Genomic DNA, 16,346 nt, shown 5'->3' with positions numbered 1-16,346 from the left:
CCGCGACCCCGCTTGCCCTGACACACTCCGCCGACATGCGCCCCAGCCCCGGGCTCGTGCTCGCCGCTCTCCTGCTGACCGGCTGTGGCGGGGCGGTGGCGGGCACGGCGATCCCGGGGCCGACGACGGTGTCGCTGGCCGACGTCGCGGGCGCGGACGCCGAGGTGCTCGACGTGGCCGCCACCGCCGACGGCCGGTCGGTCGCGCTGCTGGCGCCGCCCGGCGGCCCGCTCACCCTCGCCGACGTCGCCGCCGACGGCACCGTCACCGCCGTCCCGCTCCGCGGCCTCGACTCCGAGCGGCCCGGCCTCACCCGCATCGCCGCGGACGGCGAGGGCGTGGTGGTCGTCGGGTTCGCCGCCGGGCGCGTCGCCCTCGTCGAGGCGGACCTGCGGCGCGTCGACGCGCCGGAGCCGGTCGGCACGCTCGGTGCCGCCGACGTCGCGGCGCTCGACGCCGTCGTCCTGGACGGCGTGCTGCTCCTCGCGCTCGGCGGCATCGACGGCGCGCACCGGCTGGTCGCCGTCGACCCCGAGAACGGCGTCGTCCGCGGCGAGGTCGCGCTGCCCGGCACGCCGCGCGACCTGCACACCTCGGGGGACGGCATGGTCGTCGTCGCCACGGACACCGGGCGCAGCGCGTCCGCCGTCATCGTCGACGCCGCGCTGCAGATCGTCGGCGAGGTGCCGGTCGGCCCGGGTGCCGCGGGCCCGCTGGCCGTCGTCGACGGCGACGTGTACGCGACCGTCGGCGGGTCCGGCGAGGTCTCGATCACCCGCGGCTCGGAGGTCCTGGCCACCGTGCCCGGTGACCTGCCGGCGCTGGTGACGGTCGACGGGGACACGGCCACGCTCGTCGACACCGTGGCCGACGGCGAGGTGCCGCGGGTGCTGCAGCGCACCATCGACCTGGCGGAAGGCGAGGTGGTGGCCGAGGTGGAGCTGTGCGACGGCGGCGCGGTCGACGGGTCCGACGTCGACGGGTCCGGCCGGGCGTCGGTGGTCAGCGACTGCCGCGGCGAGCCGGTGCTCTGGCGGATCGGCTAGGCCGGCGGCTTCCAGCCCGGGTCGCGGCCGGTGACGCCGAGCAGGCGGTCGAGCGCGGGGGCGTCGGCGGGCACCGGCACGACCGGGCCGTACAGACCCGGCGGGCGGTCGTCGCCGAAGGACTCGGCGAACGCGCGGCAGGTGTCGGCGTCGCCGTCGGCGACCGCGTACGGCTGCCCCGTGGCGGCGGCGAGGTCCCAACCGTGGACGACGACCTCGTCGAGCGCGACGACGGCCGTGACCTCGCCCGGCATCTCGACACCGCCGGCCGCCGTCATCCCCTCGTGCGCCGCGGGGTCGCGCCAGGCCACGGCCAGCGCGTCGAGCTGCGCGGGGATGAAGGTGCGCCAGTCGGCGGGCAGGTGCGTCGGGTCGGTGGAGGCGGTGCCGTCGACCGGCGTCTTCTCCGCGGCCATGCGGAAGGCGTAGGCGAGCCCGGCGAGGTGGCCGAGCAGCCCGGCCACGGTCGTCCCCTCGCACGGGGTCGGGGCGGTGAGCTGGTCGTCGCGGATCCCGGCCACGACCCCCGCCGTGGCGGCCGCTGCAGGTCCCAGGTCGATCGTCATGCCAGGGCAGACCGCCGCCGTCCCCGAGAATGAGCGGCGTGCCGAGGTACGACCGCGACGCCGCCCTGTGGGATCCGTTCCGCCGCCGGCTGGCCGGCCTGCTCGAGCGGCTCGGCGACGGCGGGTTCGTCATCGCGCAGGTCCCCGACGGCGCCTACGTGCAGTTCGTGAACGAGGGCAGGGACCTGCTCGGCGAGTGCTGCGACCCGCGCCTGTTCGACGACATCGCGCCGCGCGCCGCCGTCCTCGACGAGAGGATCCGCGCCGTCGGCTGGGACCCGATCGACCCGCACGGCGGCTCCCCCAACTACAGCGTCACCTGGTACCCGGGCGCGGGGACGCCGGTGGGCGCGGTCGACCCGGACGACGCCCGCGACGCCGCCGCGCTCGCCGTGGACACCTTCCGCCGGGTGTTCGACGTCGCCGACCCGCGCCGCCTGCACCTGCCCGACGACGGCGCCGGCGACGACGACGCCACTCCCCCGGCGCAGGTGCTCCCACTGCGGCCACGCTGAGCCGCGGACGGAGTTGAATGGGCCCGTGTCGGGAGGACCGGACGCCCTCGCCCTCGTGCTCCCGAGCGCGGGGCCCGACCCGATCCCGCTGGCCACCGCGCTGGCCGCGGTCCTCGGGTACGCCCGCGGCCGCCGTCCGCTGTTCTTCCGCTCGCCCAGCGTGCCGCAGGGCCGGTGGGTGCAGGTGCTGGCGTACCCCTTCGACCGCTTCGACGCCCAGCGGCCCGAGGCAGCCGACGGCCCCACCGACCGCGACGTCCTGCTCGCCGAGGGCCTGCACGGCCGGCTCGACCCGGCGGGGTGGCGCGAGGTGCGCGGCCGGCTCGACGACGTCTGGGCGGACTACGCCACCGCGGTCGACCGCGCGGCCGGGCGCCCGATGTGGGAGCTGCCCGCCGACGAGTTCTCGGTGCTCATGGAGCCGGGCACGGTCGGGGCGGCGCTGCGGTCGGCGACCGAGGGGCCGGGGGCGCGGCACGTCGTCGCCGCGCTGCACCACCGCTCCCCCGCGCTGGTGCCGCTGACCGACGGGCACACCCGCCGCCAGCTGTGGGGCCACCTGCGCGAGGGCGACAGCGGGCCCGCGGCGATCGTCCACCGGGAGCTCACCGCCAACGCCGACGCGTTCGCCGCGCTGGAGACGGCGACGGCGCGGCTGCTCGGCCGGCCCCTCGGCCGGGTGCGGCTGCATGACATCCTGCTGTGGCTGTCCGGCTCGCTGCGGATGACGCACGCGGTCGCCGTCGGCCGGGCGCTCGCCGCCGAGTCGGACGAGGGCCTGGAGGCGCTGCTGCCGGCGTGACCGTCGGACGCGTCGGGCACGGCGGGCCTGCGCCCGCCGACCTCCTCCGGCTCACACCGGAGTCCGTCACCTGGTGCTCGGGCCACCTCGCGTCGTGGAGGTGATCGGCGCGGCGATCGAGCCGGAGGCCACGTCGGGCAGGGTGCGGGCCGGCAGGCTCAGGAGGCTCGGCACCGCAGCACTGGCGTCGTCGACCACGTGCACCTGCCAGGGCACGTCAGGCGTGAGTGCCGTCAGCTGTCCTGCCGTGTAGGGACCGATCGCCGGCCTGGTCCGACCCCGGGACGTCTTGGGGGCGACGACGAGGTCTAGATGGACGACGCTGTCGTCCCCGGCCGGCCAGCCGAGGTCCGCGCGGATGGCCGGAGCGTGGGCACGCACCCAGACGGCGTAGTCGAGAGCTTGGAACACCAGCATCGGGTCCGAGCCGATCTTCGTCTCGATGACGTGGAACCGACCCTCCGCGTCGAGTCCGAGGAAGTCGATGAACCCCGGTGCGCCGTCGCCCCGCCACGCCGGGTACTCGCGCTCGAAGTGGGTGACTCCCAGACCCGTCAGCCGCGTAGCAGCCAGGGCTGCCTGCAGTTGGTGCTCGACGTGGGTCTCGTCGCGCCCGGTGAGCCGGTCCTGGACCGCCGTCGCGACCGCAGCCTCGATGCGAGCTCGCTGGACGCTCGTCGGGGCATCCGGCAGGACCTCCGTGAAGGGAGGACGGTCGGCCGGCGGCTCGCGGTACTGCACGCCCGCCTGCACCAGGACCCCACCGCTCTGCCTCATCATCTTGAGCACCTGGCGGCCCGCGCAGTGCCATGCCAGGTAGCTGCCACGGTGTGCAGGGTCCAGTGCCCGGTGACGGTCGGCCGCGTCCACGAGGTCGGTCACCCACGTCGACCGCTCACCGAGGTCGTGCGTCCCTTCTCGGCGGAGCCCCCGCCCCTGGGCCTCGGACACGGCCTCCTCGACCGACGGGATCGCCACGGACGACGTCGTGAGATCGTCCGCGACGGCCCAGAGCCGGACCTCCGTCGCCAGGAAGGCGATACGGGCGGCGATCGAGGGGACCGCGGCGGCCGGCACCAGGAGCGCCAGGGTGCGATCGCCCTGCCACGCCACGGCATGTGCGACTGCCGTGCTCACGTCCTCCAGAGGCCGACCAGGCGGTACCGCGAGGACGAGGGTCCCGCCGTCCCGGGTCAGGAACCACTTCCCCAGGGTGGTCAGCTTCCGCCCGGGCTCGAACAGCGTGGCGTCCCCGACGACGTTCGCGACGACCGGCTCGAGTGCAGGGACGCCGGTCATCGGCGGTGGCGACCGATGAGGCAGAGCTCGACGACCTTGTTCGTGAGCGGGTACCCCGCGGTGAGCGGTGCGCCGACCTGGTCGCGCAGGACCGTGTCGAGTTCCTTCTGCACCGCCTCCGAGGTGGACGCCCATTCCCGCTGCACGGCCTCGAAGTGCGCCCGGTAGTCGTAGCCGTGGGGAAGGCCCATGGCTGCCCTGTCGACGACGGGGAACACCGCGGGGAGGAGGAAGTGGCAGAACTTCGCCGTGAACACGGGCGACCGCACCGGCTCAGCCCGGAGCCGGCGTTGCTTGAGCGGCCGGACCACGGTCACGAAGTCTTCGACGTCCTCCCAGCACACCTCCGCCACGTCGCGGTCCTCAACCTGCGCGCAGGAGGTCTTCCAGCTCTCCCGCAATGCCGGCAGGGCCTCGTGGACCCTCGCGGTCACGCCGCTCGGGCTGGCCGGGCGGATTGCCTTCCACGCCTTCAGGTGCGGCAGGAAGCCGCTCCACCACGCCTCGCTGAAGTCACCACGGGGGTTCTCCGCTGCGAGTCGGGAGTAGAAGTCGTTGTGGAAGTCCTTCGGCCAACGCGTCCCGCGCCAGTACGCGACACCGGCCCGGAGCTCCTCCACGGTCAACGGCATGTCGATCCCCTCAACGTCCGCCTGTTGCGTCTGGAGGATCGGCGGCCCGGACGACGTCTCAAGTGCTGTGGCGCGTGACTCCTCCGTTCGTGGCGTCGGGACGGTGGCCGCAGCCCTGTTGATCATCGGATGAGTGCACGCGACACGCGCCGACACGCCGGTGCGGGCGGCGCGCAGGCGATGATCAACAGCCGCACCGGCGCGCCGTTCCGCCTGACGCCCGGTCTGCCGATACCAGTAGGGAACGGGCGCGACCACGGCCCGGAACGAGAGGACCGCATGCACCCCCGCACCCGGCTCGAGACGGTCATGGCCGCTCCCCTCACCACCGGGAACCTGCTGGCCGACTGCGAGCGCTGGTGCCGCGACACCCTCCCGCCCCGGGAGTCCGGTCCCGCCACCGTCCCCGCCCCGCGCCCCGCACCGCGCGAGCGGCGCAGCGCGCCGGAGCGGCTGGAGCGGCGCCGCGCCCCGGTCACCGGCGCCGCCGTGCGGGCCATCGCCCGGACGCTCACCGAGGCGGCCAAGGCCCACCACGACGGCGCGGAGGCCGGCGCCGCCTGAGCCGTCCGCGAGTTGCTTGCAGCTTGCTAGCATCCTGCGACATGAGGACTCTGTACCTCCGGAACGTCCCGGACGACGTCGTCGAGCGGCTGGAGCGGCTCGCCGCCCGCGAGGCGACGTCCGTGGGTGCGCTGGCCGTCCGGGAGCTGGCTGAGGCCTCCCGCCGCGCGGACAACCCGGCGCTCCTCGGTGTGCTGCCCGACCTCGGGGTCCCGGCCGGGGACGTCGTCGCGGACCTGGACGCCGAGCGCGCAGGGCGGTGATCGTCGCCGACGCCTCGGCGGTCGTCTCCGGCCTGCTGAACGCCGGTGCCGCACGGGACCTGCTCGGGCGGGAGCGGATCCAGGTGCCGCACCTGGTCGACGTCGAGGTGGCCAGCGCGCTGCGGCGGGCCGCGGCGGCCGGCTCCGTGACGCCGGGCCAGGGGTGGGCGGCCCTCGACACCTGGCGCCGCCTCGGGGCCGCCCGGCACCCCGTCACCGGTCTGCTCGACCGCGTCTGGCAGCTGCGGGAGAACCTCACGGCGTACGACGCCACCTACGTCGCGCTGGCCGAGGCCCTCGGCTGTCCGCTCGTCACCGCCGACGGGCGCCTCGCGCGGGCGCCCGGCCTCCGCTGCCCCGTGACGGTCGTCCCGGGGTAGCTCCCCGCCGGCGTCGCGCGGCAGCGGCGCGCGAGCGTGGCCCCCGGGTGTCGCCCGGCGGGCCGGGGGAAAGCCCCTGCGCATGACCGACGACGACCCGTACCGGCTGGCCCGCTTCGTCGAGGCGCAGACCGACACCTACGCGCAGGCGCTCACCGAGCTGCGCGCCGGGCACAAGACCAGCCACTGGATGTGGTTCGTCTTCCCGCAGGTCGCCGGTCTCGGCCGCAGCGCGACGGCGCAGCGGTTCGCGATCTCCGGGCTCGACGAGGCCCGCGCCTACCTCGCCCACCCGGTGCTCGGCCCGCGGCTGGTCGAGTCCGCGCAGGCGCTCACCGAGCTGCCCGGCTCCGACGCCGCCGCGGTGCTCGGGTCGACCGACGCGGTGAAGCTGCGCTCGTCGATGACGCTGTTCGCGCACGCCGACCCCGACCAGCCGGTGTTCCGCGCCGTCCTGGACCGGTACTTCGGCGGCGAGGAGGACGACGCGACGACGTCCCGGCTGTAGTCCTCCGCCGACTCGCGCTCTGCCCCGCCGGTGTGGGCAGAGCACCAGCGAGCGCGGACCACCACCGGCACTCCTGGGGCGGGAGTTGCGGGTCACCCCGGTCCACCGGGCGGCGGGGGGCGCGGTCGGCGAGAGTTGATCGTGTGAGCGAGGACCAGGGATCCGGCTACGTCTCCAACGGCCAGGAGTACAAGCGCGACACGAACTACATCACCGACCGGATCACCGCCGACGGCTCGAGCGAGTGGCCGGTCGAGCCGGGCCGCTACCGGCTGGTCATCGCCCGCGCCTGCCCCTGGGCCAACCGCGCCGCGATCGTGCGCCGGCTGCTCGGCCTCGAGCCGGTCATCTCGATGGGCATCTGCGGGCCCACGCACGACGAGCGCAGCTGGACCTTCGACCTCGACCCGGGCGGGCGCGACCCGGTGCTCGGCTACGAACGGCTGCAGGAGGCCTTCTTCGCCCGCGACCCGGAGTACCCGCGCGGGATCACGGTGCCGGCGATGGTCGACGTCCCGACGAAGGCCGTCGTCACCAACGACTTCGTGCAGATGACGCTCGACTTCTCCACGCAGTGGACCAAGTACCACCGCGACGGCGCCCCCGACCTCTACCCCGAGCACCTGCGGGACGAGATGGACGAGGTGATGCAGCGCGTCTACACCGAGGTCAACAACGGCGTGTACCGGTGCGGCTTCGCCGGCTCGCAGCGCGCCTACGACAAGGCCTACGACCGGCTGTGGACGGCGCTGGACTGGCTCGAGGAGCGGCTGTCGACGCGGCGCTTCCTCATGGGTGACACGATCACCGAGGCCGACGTCCGGCTGTTCACCACGCTGGCCCGCTTCGACGCCGTCTACCACGGCCACTTCAAGTGCAACCGGCAGAAGCTGTCCGAGATGCCGGCGCTGTGGGGCTACGCGCGCGACCTGTTCCAGACGCCAGGGTTCGGCGACACCACCGACTTCCCGCAGATCAAGGAGCACTACTACGTCGTCCACGCGGACATCAACCCGACGCAGGTCATCCCGATGGGCCCGGACACGTCGAACTGGCTGACCCCGCACGGGCGCGAGGCGCTCGGCGGCTCACCCTTCGGCGACGGCACCCCGCCCGGGCCCGTGGCCGCCGGCGAGGAGGTGCCGGCGTCGCACGGCCCCGGCGGCATCGGGCACCGGCCCGACGACGAGCGCCGCTGACCGGCACGCGGTGCCGAGGGGTCGGCGGACCGGACAGCACCCTCGGCGTGGCCGGGTCTCAGCCACCGTCGCCTCCGCCGCCACCGTCGAAGCCACCGCCCGCGTCGCCGCTCGCCCTGCCGCCGAGCGGGAAGCGGGACGGGTGGGGGCGCCCGCCCCACTCGCCGAGGCCGTGGTCGTCACCACGCCACTCCCCGGCACCCGTGCGGTACCGGTGCAGCGCGACGAGCAGGACGAGGACCACCGCGAGAGCCGCGAACACCACGATCACGGTCATGGCGCGAAGGTCCCGCGCGCACGAGCCGGACGACAGAGCCCTCCGACCCCGGGGTCAGTCCCCGCCGCCGCCGTCCCCGCCACCGTCTGAGCCGCCGTCGGAGCCGCTGTCGACCCCGTCGCCCCCGGACCAGCTGCCGTCGCCGGCACCGGGCTGCGGACGCTGCCAGGACAGGATGCAGTAGATCGCCATCGCCACGAAGGCGAGGATCGAGAGCGCGGCCACGGGCGGGCACCGTGCCGCACCTCGGGCCGGGGCGCCAGGGGTCCGCGCGCGGGTCAGTCCCCGCCGCCGCCCCCTCCTCCGCCGTCTCCCCCACCGCCACCGGAATCGCCCCAGCCGCCGCCGTCGTGGTGGCCGTGGTGTCCGCCGTCGCCCCAGTTCCCGCCGTCGCTGTACCAGCCCCCGCCGTCACCGCCGGAGCGCCGGGGCCCGCCCCGCCGGGCGGCGCGTATCGCGGCGGTGAACATGGCGGTGGACACGAGCAGGACCAGGGCGATCACGATCCACGGGAGCACGAGCGGCACCGTGCCCGACAGGTCGACCGGACGCCAGTGATCCCCGCGCCTCAGCTCACCGCGCGGTCCTCGGCCCGGTCGACCTCGGCCGCGCACCGGGCCGTCGCGGCGGCGGTGGCGAGGGTGTCCCGGTCGAGCCACTCGAGCAGGAACCGGGAGCCGTGCACGTCGACGAGCGTGGCGCGGTCCGGCAGCGGGCGCAGTGCGCACGAAGTCGTCATGACGTCATGACTAACACACGGACGTGTCGCGCACGTGGCCGTCCGGCGTCCTGCGGATGTCACGGGTCGGATCGGTCGACGGGGGCGGGGGCGCCGGTGTCGCCACCGCCCCCGTCGTCCGGAGTGTCGGGCAGGGAGGTCAGGGGTGCCGCGCGACCGGTCGGTGCGCGTAACCCCCATCCCCGATACCTCCCCGCCCGGTGGCCCCGGCCCAGCGGTGGCCAGTTCGGGGTCACGCCCGGGAAGGCAGCGCCCAGTCGGCGGTGCGGTGCGGGAGAGATCCCCGACCTCGGCCGGCGGCTGGTGCGCGCCTGGCAGGGAGGTCAGTCGGGAGAGAAGGACGGGTCGCGCAGGACGGCGGCGACGGCGGCGGAGGCCGACGTCGGCGCCGGGGCGGTGCAGAGGGCGGTGGCCGGCACGCCCGACGGGCAGATCGCGGCCAGGGTGGTCAGCCAGGTCGAGGCCGACATGGTGGGCGCCGGGGGCGCGATCGGCCGCGGCTCGGGCGCCACCGGCGCCGTGGGCTCGGTGGGGAGGTCGTCCTCGAGCGCCGGGTCGACGGGCCGCGGGGCGGTGGACCGCTGCCGCTGCGTGACCGTGGTCGCCGAGGTCTCGGTGGCGTCGTCGGCCGCGCCGCACTCGGCCTGAGGGGCGGTCAGCAGGACGGCCACGGTCGCCGGGGCGACGGCGAGTCCGGTGGCCCGCGCGGTCTGGGTAGTTGCGGTCCCGACCGCGGGGGCGGTCTTGGCGACCGGAGCCGAGGACGAGGTCGTGACCTGCGCGGTGGCGGTGCCGGCGACCGCGGTGGTCACCGCCTCGGCCTCGGCGGCGACCGGCTCGGTCACCGGCGTGACGGCCTCCGCCACCGCCACGGATTCGACGGCGGTCTCCACCACGGGCGCGACGGCTTCGACCACCTGCACGAGCGGCTGCGTCACCGACTCGACCACCGTGTCGATGACCGGGCCGGCCGCCCCGTTGACGACCTGGGCCACCGGCACGACAGGCGCGGTGACCGTCTCGACGACAGACGCGACAGGATCGAGGACCGTCTCGAGGACGGGCGCGACCGGGTCGACCACGGTCCCGATCACCGGTGCGGCAACGTCCTCGACGACGGGAGTGACCGGTCCCAGGACCGGGACGACGTTCTCGACAGCAGGGACGAGCGGCTCGGTCACCGTCTCCACGATCGGCGCGGCCGGCTCCACGATCGCCTCGACGATCGGAGCGACCGGCTGCGTGATCGGCTCGACCACCGGCGTCACCGGCTCGACCACCGCATCGACCACCGGAGCCACAGGACCGGTGACCACCTCGACCACCGGCGGGATGACGTCCTCGACCACCGGGACGACCGGCTCGACGACCGTCCCCACCAGAGGCGGGACTACCCCGACGACAGGAGCCACCGGTCCGGTGACCGTCTCGACGACCCGAGCCACCGGCTCCGTCGCGGTCTCCACGACGGGTTCGACGACGGTCTCGACCACCGGAGCCACCGGCTCGGTCACCGTCTCGACCACCGGAGCCACCGGCTCGGTCACGGTCCCGACGACCGGAGCCCCCGGCTCGGTCACGGTCTCCACGACGGGTTCGACGACGGTCTCGACCACCGGAGCCACCGGCTCGGTCACCGTCTCCACGACCGGAGCCCCCGGCTCGGTCACGGTCTCCACGACGGGTTCGACGACGGTCTCGACCACCGGAGCCACCGGCTCGGTCACCGTCTCCACGACCGGAGCCCCCGGCTCCGTCGCGGTGTCCACGACGGGTTCGACGACGATCTCGACCACCGGAGCGACCGGCTCAGTCACCGTCTCGACGACCGGAGCCACCGGCTCGGTCACCGGCTCCACCACCGGCGCGACCGGCTCGGTCACGGTCTCGACCACCGGCGCCACCACCGGCGACACCGGCTCAGCAACCGTCTCGACGACCGGCGCCACCACCGGCGCCACCGGCTCCGTCACGGTCTCGACCACTGGAGCCACCACCGGCGCGACCGGCTCCGTAACTGTCTCGACCACCGGCGCCACCGGCTCGGTCACCGTCTCGACCACCGGCGCCACCGGCTCCGTCACGGTCTCGACCACTGGAGCCACCACCGGCGCGACCGGCTCGGTCACCGTCTCCACTGCCGGTGCGACCACGTCCTCCACGACCGGCAGAGGCGCCTCGCTCACCGGCTCAGGCGTCTCCGCGGGAACGTCCGCAACCGGCTCCACCACCGGTGCGACCACGTCCTCCACGACCGGCAGAGGCGCCTCGCTCACCGGCTCAGGCGTCTCCGCGGGAACGTCCGCAACCGGCTCCACCACCGGTGCGACCACGTCCTCGACCACCGGAACAGGCGCCTCGCTCACCGGCTCAGGCGTCTCCGCGGGGACGTCCGCGACCGGCTCCGGAGGGGACTCAGGCGCGGGAGCGGGCTCAGGCACAGGAGCCGGCTCGGGCACGGAAGCCGGCTCGGGCACAGGAGCCGGCTCGGGCACAGGAGCCGGCTCGGGCACAGGAGCCGGCTCAGGCACGGGAGCCGGCTCAGGCGCGGGAGCCGGCTCAGGCGCGGGAGCGGGCTCAGGCGCCGCGGCGGGGACCTCCGCGACCGGCTCGACCACGGGCTCGACGGGGACCTCGTCGACCGTCGCGCCGACCTCCTCGACCGGCCCGCCGACCAAGGAGCCCGCCGGAGCGAGCGGGTCATCGGCACGGGCCGTGGCGGACGCGATCAGCAGGAGCGCGTAGACGCCGGCCACCAGGCCGATCAGGAAGAGGACCCGACGGGACCAGCCAGCGACTCCGGCGCTGCTCACCGACCCCCGTGTGGAAGTCCCCTTCCGCACGGACGCAGACTAGAACGACTCCATCCGGACCGCTCGTCGATCACGGCAACGCGGCGTACCGGGACCTCGCCGGACTAAACGACGCGGATGCGCAGCCGGCGGAACCCGCGGCCCTTGCTCTCCATCTTGACCACCTCGACCCGGCCGACCATCGCCGTCGAGGCGACGTGCGTGCCGCCGTCGGCCTGCAGATCGAGACCGACGATGTCGACGATCCGCACCTGCTCGATGTCGGGCGGCAGCAGGTCGGTCGCCGTCCGGATGAGGTCGGGGATGGCGTAGGCCTCCTCACGCGGGAGCGTGCGGACCCGGATCGGCCGGTCGGCGGTGATCTCGGCGTTCACCGCCTCGGCCACGCGGTCCTTGAAGTCGGCCGGCACCTCGGCGAGGTCGAAGTCCATCCGCGCGGTCAGCGGCTCCATGTTGCCGCCGGTGACCTTGGCGCCGAAGTCGCGCAGCACCACCCCGGTGAGCACGTGCAGCCCCGAGTGGGTGCGCATGAGCGCGGTCCGGCGCTCGTCGTCGAGCGCCCCGCGGACGGCGGTGCCCGGCGGCGGCACCGGGTCGCCCTCGACCGGGATGAGGTACAGCTCGTCGCCCTTGCGGGTGCCGGCGATCCGGGTGCGGACGCCGCCCCACAGCAGCACGCCCTCGTCCGGCGGCTGCCCGCCGCCGCCCGGGTAGAAGGCGGAGCGGTCGAGGACGATGCCCTGCTCGGGGTCGGCCGCGACGACGGTCGCGTCCCACTCCCGCACGGTGGCGTCGGCGAGGTCGAGGCGGTGGGTGTGCCCGTGCCGTTCAGCGCTCACGGGCACCCATCCTGCCGAACGCGCCCCGGCTCAAGCCGCCGTCTCGTCCTCCGTCTGCCACACCCGGTCGGCGCGGTCCAGGAACGCCTCGACGAGCCGGGCGCAGGCCGCGGCGGCCTCCGGCTCCCTCTCGGCGATCTCGCGGCGCAGCCCGGGCACCAGCGCGGCGGCCTCCGGCGGCGGCGGGCCGGTGAGCTCCCAGGTCTCCTCCCACGCGGAGAACGCGCCCGGGTCGATCTCCGGGTGGAACTGCACGCCGAGGTGCGGGCCCGCGGTGAACGCCTGCACCGCCCGGTCGGTCCGCGCGACCTCCACCGCGCCGGGCGGCACGGTGAACCGGTCCCCGTGGTACTCGAACCAGGGGCCGGCCGGCACCAGTGCGGGGTCGGCGGTCTCGACGTCGAGGAACCCGTGCTCGCCGGCGGGCGCCTGCGCGACCACGCCGCCCAGCACGCGCGACAGCGCCTGCCCGCCGAAGCAGACGCCGAGCACGGGCGTCCCGGCGTCGACCGCGCGCCGCAGGTACGCGAGCTCCGCGGCCAGCCACGGCACCGTGTCGTCGTAGGCAGCCGCGCCCGAGCCCATGACCACCAGCGTGCGCAGCGTCGCGGGGTCGGGCAGGTCGGTGAGCAGTGGGGAGTCGCCGACGGTCGTCCCGACGACGACCGTCAGCCCCTGCGCCTCCAGCGCCGGCCGCAGGGTGCCGACCAGCCGGTGCCCGCGCGAGGGGTCGGCGTCGTGGACGAGGACGAGCGCGGTGTGCACGCACCCAGTATCCGCGGCCTCACCGACCGTCCCGGACGTCCCGCGCCGGGGTGCCCCCCTTCCGCCGGGCCGCCGCCGGGAGCAGGCTGACGCCCGCGGCGGTGCCGCCCGGGCAGCGCCGCCCCCAGAGAGGAGCGGCCATGTACGCACGCTCGACCTCCGTCGCGGGCACACCGGAGAAGCTCGACGACGGGATCGCGTACGTCTGCGACGAGGTCATGCCCGCGCTGGCCGACATGCGCGGGTTCGTGGGCCTGTCGATGATCACCGACCGCGCCAGCGGACGGGCCGTCGTCACCTCGTCCTGGCGCGACGTCGAGTCGATGCGGGCCAGCGCCGACCGGGTGCGCGCGATGCGCGAGCAGGCCGCGGAGGCCTTCGGCGGGGGCGTCACGGTCCAGGAGTGGGAGGTCGCGGTCATGCACCGCCGCTCGGAGGCGCCGGCGGGCGCGTGCACGCGCGTGACCTGGTGGCGCACCGACCCCGCCGGGCTGGATCGGGTCATCGACGCCTACCGCAGCGTCCTGGTGCCGCGGATGGAGGACTACCCCGGCTTCTGCAGCGTGAGCCTCATGGTCGACCGGGAGAACGGGCGGGCCGCGTCCGCGGTGACCTTCGAGGACCGCGACGACATGGACGCCGGCCGCGCCCACGCCCGCGCCACCCGCGACGACTTCGCCCGGTCCATGAAGCTCGAGATCACCGACGCCGAGGAGTTCGACCTCGTCCTCGCCCACCTGCGGGTGCCCGAGACCGTCTGAGACCCGCTCGTCCGCCTCCCCCACGCGGGAGGCGGACGGGACCGGCTCACACGACGGCGGTGAAGGCCGGCCAGACGTCCTGGGGGCCGGCGGCCACCAGCCCCGCGCCGAGGAACCGCGACCAGGTCAGCTCGCTGCCCGCCTCGTCGCGCCAGGACCAGCAGCGCCGGGTGAGGTGGTGCAGCCGGTGCTCCTGGGTGAAGCCGATCGCGCCGTGCACCTGGTGGGCCAGCTTCGCGACCCGCTCGACGGCCTCCCCCGCGCGCACCTTCGCGGCGGCCGCGGCCAGCCCGATCGTCGTCTCCCCACGGTCCAGCGCCTGGACGGCGGCGTCGACCAGCGCGGCGGTCGAGGTGACCTCGCCGGCCATCTGCGCCAGCTCCACCTGGATCGCCTGGAACTTGCCCAGCGGCCGGCCGAACTGGTGCCGCTCGCCGGCGTACTGCACCGTCCACGCCAGCACCTGCTCCAGCGCGGCCGAGATCTGCACCGCGCGGGCGAGCGCGTAGCGGGCGCGCACCTCCGCGGCCCGCGCCGGGCTCAGCAGCGCACCGCGCGCGCCGACGCCGTCGAGCACCAGCGACCCGCGCGGCTCCCCGGCCAGGTTCACCGCCCGCGACGCCGTCAGCCCCGCCGCGTCGACCAGGGCCAGCACCGCGCCCTCGATCCCGGCCGGCGCGGTGGCGAGCACCGCGACGTGCCGGGCCACACCGGCCCACGCGACGTCGGTGGCGGTGCCGGAGAGGGTGAACCGGCCGGGCCCGTCGCCGTCGTCGGAGGGCTCGGCGGCGACCGTCCCGTCGACGGCGACGGTCAGTGGCTCCTCCGGCGAGGGCAGGTCGAGGTCGGCGGCCACCACGGCCGGGCCGGCCACGAGGAGCTGCTCGGCCACCGGCACCGCGGCGGCGCCGGCCGCCAGCGTGCGCACGATCGCGACGGCGTCGGCGAGCTCGCCGCCGGAGCCGCCGGCCTCCTCGGGCAGCCCGACGCCGGTGAGCCCGGCCCCGGCCAGCGCCGACCACAGGCCCTCGTCCCACGGCCGCTCGGCGGTGAGGACGAACGGCTCGTGCCCGGACAGGATGTCCCGGACGGTCTCGACCACCAGGTCCTGATCGCTCATCGCAGCCCCAGCCCCCGCGCCACGATCCCCTTGAGGATCTCGTTGGTGCCGCCGCGCAGCGTGTAGCCCGGCGCGTGCAGCTGTGCCTCGGCCAGCGCCCGGCCCAGCGGGTCGGGGCTGTCCAGGGACGCCGGGACGTCGACCACCCGGCGCACCTCGTCGACGACGTCCTGCTCGAACGTCGTCCCCATGTCCTTGACCAGCGCGGCCGGGATGTCGGGCAGCTCCCCCCGGTCCAGCGCGGCGGCGATCCGCAGCGACAGCTGGCGCAGCGCCAGCGCCCGGGAGGACAGCCGGCCCAGCACCGCCAGCTGCGCGGGGTCGCCGGTCGCGGCGGCGCGGCGGCCGAACTCGGCCAGCAGCGGCCAGGTCGAGAGGAACCGCTCGGGCCCGGACCGCTCGAAGGCCAGCTCCGCGGTCACCTGGTGCCAGCCGGCGCCCTCGGTGCCCAGCAGCATGTCGCCGGGCACGACGACGTCCTGGAACACCACCTCGTTGAAGTGGTGGCCGCCGTCGAGGATGCGGATCGGGTTGACCGTGATGCCGGGCAGCGACAGGTCGACCAGCAGCTGGGTCAGCCCCTGGTGCTTGCCGCGCGGGCCCTCGCCGGGCGGGCCGGTGCGCACCAGCACGATCCCGTAGTGGGAGTGGTGCGCGTTCGACGTCCAGACCTTGGCGCCGTTGACCACCCAGTCGCCGTCGGCGTTGCGGGTGGCGCGGGTGCGGATCGACGCGAGGTCGGAGCCGCTGTCGGGCTCGCTCATGCCGATGACGAAGTAGCACTCCCCCGCGGCGATGCGCGGCAGGATCTCCTTGCGCTGCGCCTCGGTGCCGTAGCGGAGGAGGTTCGGCCCGGACTGCCGGTCGGCGATCCAGTGCGCGGCCACCGGGGCGCCGGCGGCGAGCAGCTCCTCGGTGACGGCGTAGCGCTCCTGCGCGGTGCGCTCGTGGCCGCCGTACTCCTTGGGCCAGGTCATGCCCAGCCAGCCGCGGGCGCCGAGCTTGCGCGAGAACTCCGGGTCGACGCCGGACAGCCAGGTGTCGACGTGCGTGGTGAAGGTCCCCGCGGCGAGCTCCTGCGCGAGGAACTCCCGGACCTCCAGGCGGACCCGCTCGGCGGCCTCGGACGGCGGTGCGGGCGCCAGGGTCAACTGGTTGCTGCTCATGACGGACACGTCCCCACGTCGGCGTGGCAGTTGTCCCCCCGGTTCTACCGTGCGCCGGCGCGCAACACCCGCGCCCGGGTGTGTCGGACGCC

At 75.3% G+C, this 16,346-nt stretch carries 21 protein-coding genes; 9 read left to right on the top strand and 12 right to left on the bottom strand.

Annotation, left to right across the window (positions count from 1 at the left end):
* Positions 1-35: 35 nt before the first annotated feature.
* Positions 36-1,046 (top strand): YncE family protein, encoded by a 1,011-nt coding sequence (locus tag ACI796_RS02175; RefSeq protein ID WP_456939621.1) that lies wholly within the window; start codon positions 36-38, stop codon positions 1,044-1,046.
* Here ACI796_RS02175 and ACI796_RS02170 read toward each other — a convergent pair.
* Complete coding sequence (locus tag ACI796_RS02170; protein WP_456939620.1) at positions 1,043-1,612, bottom strand: TIGR03086 family metal-binding protein; 570 nt, start codon at positions 1,610-1,612, stop codon at positions 1,043-1,045. The genes ACI796_RS02175 and ACI796_RS02170 overlap by 4 nt on opposite strands.
* A gap of 38 nt (positions 1,613-1,650) precedes the next feature.
* Between ACI796_RS02170 and ACI796_RS02165 the strand changes: the two genes are divergently transcribed.
* On the top strand, positions 1,651-2,127 hold the full coding sequence (locus ACI796_RS02165; protein ID WP_456939619.1) for a TY-Chap domain-containing protein: 477 nt from the start codon (positions 1,651-1,653) through the stop codon (positions 2,125-2,127).
* 25 nt (positions 2,128-2,152) lie between these two features.
* A complete protein-coding gene (locus tag ACI796_RS02160; RefSeq protein ID WP_456939618.1) occupies positions 2,153-2,929 on the top strand; it encodes a hypothetical protein in 777 nt (258 codons plus the stop codon).
* Between the two features lie 66 nt (positions 2,930-2,995).
* Here the strand turns inward: ACI796_RS02160 and ACI796_RS02155 are convergent, their stop codons facing one another.
* A complete protein-coding gene (locus ACI796_RS02155) occupies positions 2,996-4,228 on the bottom strand; it encodes a hypothetical protein (RefSeq protein WP_456939617.1) in 1,233 nt (410 codons plus the stop codon).
* A complete protein-coding gene (locus ACI796_RS02150) occupies positions 4,225-5,145 on the bottom strand; it encodes a hypothetical protein (protein ID WP_456939616.1) in 921 nt (306 codons plus the stop codon). Before ACI796_RS02150 ends, ACI796_RS02155 begins: the two co-directional genes overlap by 4 nt.
* Here ACI796_RS02150 and ACI796_RS02145 point away from each other — a divergent pair.
* The 5 genes from ACI796_RS02145 (at position 5,140) to ACI796_RS02125 (ending at position 7,774) form a co-directional block, all read left to right on the top strand.
* A complete protein-coding gene (locus ACI796_RS02145) occupies positions 5,140-5,424 on the top strand; it encodes a hypothetical protein (protein ID WP_456939615.1) in 285 nt (94 codons plus the stop codon). The two genes, ACI796_RS02150 and ACI796_RS02145, sit on opposite strands and share 6 nt — an antisense overlap.
* Before the next feature lie 41 nt (positions 5,425-5,465).
* On the top strand, positions 5,466-5,687 hold the full coding sequence (locus tag ACI796_RS02140; RefSeq protein ID WP_456939614.1) for a hypothetical protein: 222 nt from the start codon (positions 5,466-5,468) through the stop codon (positions 5,685-5,687).
* On the top strand, positions 5,684-6,067 hold the full coding sequence (locus tag ACI796_RS02135) for a type II toxin-antitoxin system VapC family toxin (RefSeq protein WP_456939613.1): 384 nt from the start codon (positions 5,684-5,686) through the stop codon (positions 6,065-6,067). The genes ACI796_RS02140 and ACI796_RS02135 overlap by 4 nt, the downstream gene beginning before the upstream one ends.
* 82 nt (positions 6,068-6,149) lie before the next feature.
* Positions 6,150-6,575: a DUF1810 domain-containing protein gene (locus ACI796_RS02130; protein WP_456939612.1), complete on the top strand. Its 426-nt coding sequence runs from the start codon at positions 6,150-6,152 to the stop codon at positions 6,573-6,575.
* A 143-nt stretch (positions 6,576-6,718) separates the two neighbouring features.
* A complete protein-coding gene (locus tag ACI796_RS02125; protein WP_456939611.1) occupies positions 6,719-7,774 on the top strand; it encodes a glutathione S-transferase family protein in 1,056 nt (351 codons plus the stop codon).
* 58 nt (positions 7,775-7,832) lie between these two features.
* Here ACI796_RS02125 and ACI796_RS02120 read toward each other — a convergent pair whose 3' ends face one another.
* From ACI796_RS02120 to ACI796_RS02090, 7 genes are all read right to left on the bottom strand, one after another.
* Entirely contained in the window at positions 7,833-8,051 is a 219-nt protein-coding gene (locus ACI796_RS02120; RefSeq protein WP_456939610.1) for a hypothetical protein, read from the bottom strand.
* Positions 8,052-8,105: 54 nt separating this feature from the next.
* Complete coding sequence (locus ACI796_RS02115) at positions 8,106-8,276, bottom strand: hypothetical protein (RefSeq protein WP_456939609.1); 171 nt, start codon at positions 8,274-8,276, stop codon at positions 8,106-8,108.
* A gap of 53 nt (positions 8,277-8,329) precedes the next feature.
* Complete coding sequence (locus ACI796_RS02110) at positions 8,330-8,569, bottom strand: hypothetical protein (protein ID WP_456939608.1); 240 nt, start codon at positions 8,567-8,569, stop codon at positions 8,330-8,332.
* 50 nt (positions 8,570-8,619) lie between these two features.
* On the bottom strand, positions 8,620-8,790 hold the full coding sequence (locus tag ACI796_RS02105; RefSeq protein ID WP_456939607.1) for a hypothetical protein: 171 nt from the start codon (positions 8,788-8,790) through the stop codon (positions 8,620-8,622).
* Between the two features lie 323 nt (positions 8,791-9,113).
* Positions 9,114-10,976, bottom strand: a complete 1,863-nt coding sequence (locus tag ACI796_RS02100) for a hypothetical protein (RefSeq protein WP_456939606.1) — start codon at positions 10,974-10,976, stop codon at positions 9,114-9,116.
* 731 nt (positions 10,977-11,707) lie between these two features.
* Positions 11,708-12,442 (bottom strand): alanyl-tRNA editing protein, encoded by a 735-nt coding sequence (locus ACI796_RS02095; protein WP_456939605.1) that lies wholly within the window; start codon positions 12,440-12,442, stop codon positions 11,708-11,710.
* 30 nt (positions 12,443-12,472) lie between these two features.
* Positions 12,473-13,207, bottom strand: a complete 735-nt coding sequence (locus ACI796_RS02090) for a type 1 glutamine amidotransferase (protein ID WP_456939604.1) — start codon at positions 13,205-13,207, stop codon at positions 12,473-12,475.
* A 140-nt stretch (positions 13,208-13,347) separates the two neighbouring features.
* Here ACI796_RS02090 and ACI796_RS02085 point away from each other — a divergent pair, with 140 nt between their 5' ends.
* Entirely contained in the window at positions 13,348-13,968 is a 621-nt protein-coding gene (locus ACI796_RS02085; protein ID WP_456939603.1) for a hypothetical protein, read from the top strand.
* A 46-nt stretch (positions 13,969-14,014) separates the two neighbouring features.
* Here ACI796_RS02085 and ACI796_RS02080 read toward each other — a convergent pair whose 3' ends face one another.
* Positions 14,015-15,088: an acyl-CoA dehydrogenase family protein gene (locus ACI796_RS02080; protein WP_456939602.1), complete on the bottom strand. Its 1,074-nt coding sequence runs from the start codon at positions 15,086-15,088 to the stop codon at positions 14,015-14,017.
* Complete coding sequence (locus tag ACI796_RS02075) at positions 15,085-16,254, bottom strand: acyl-CoA dehydrogenase family protein (RefSeq protein WP_456939601.1); 1,170 nt, start codon at positions 16,252-16,254, stop codon at positions 15,085-15,087. The genes ACI796_RS02080 and ACI796_RS02075 overlap by 4 nt, the downstream gene beginning before the upstream one ends.
* Positions 16,255-16,346 lie beyond the last annotated feature (92 nt).

The organism is Geodermatophilus sp. SYSU D00525 (assembly GCF_054050475.1).
This window is presented reverse-complemented; position numbering and strand designations above follow the sequence as displayed.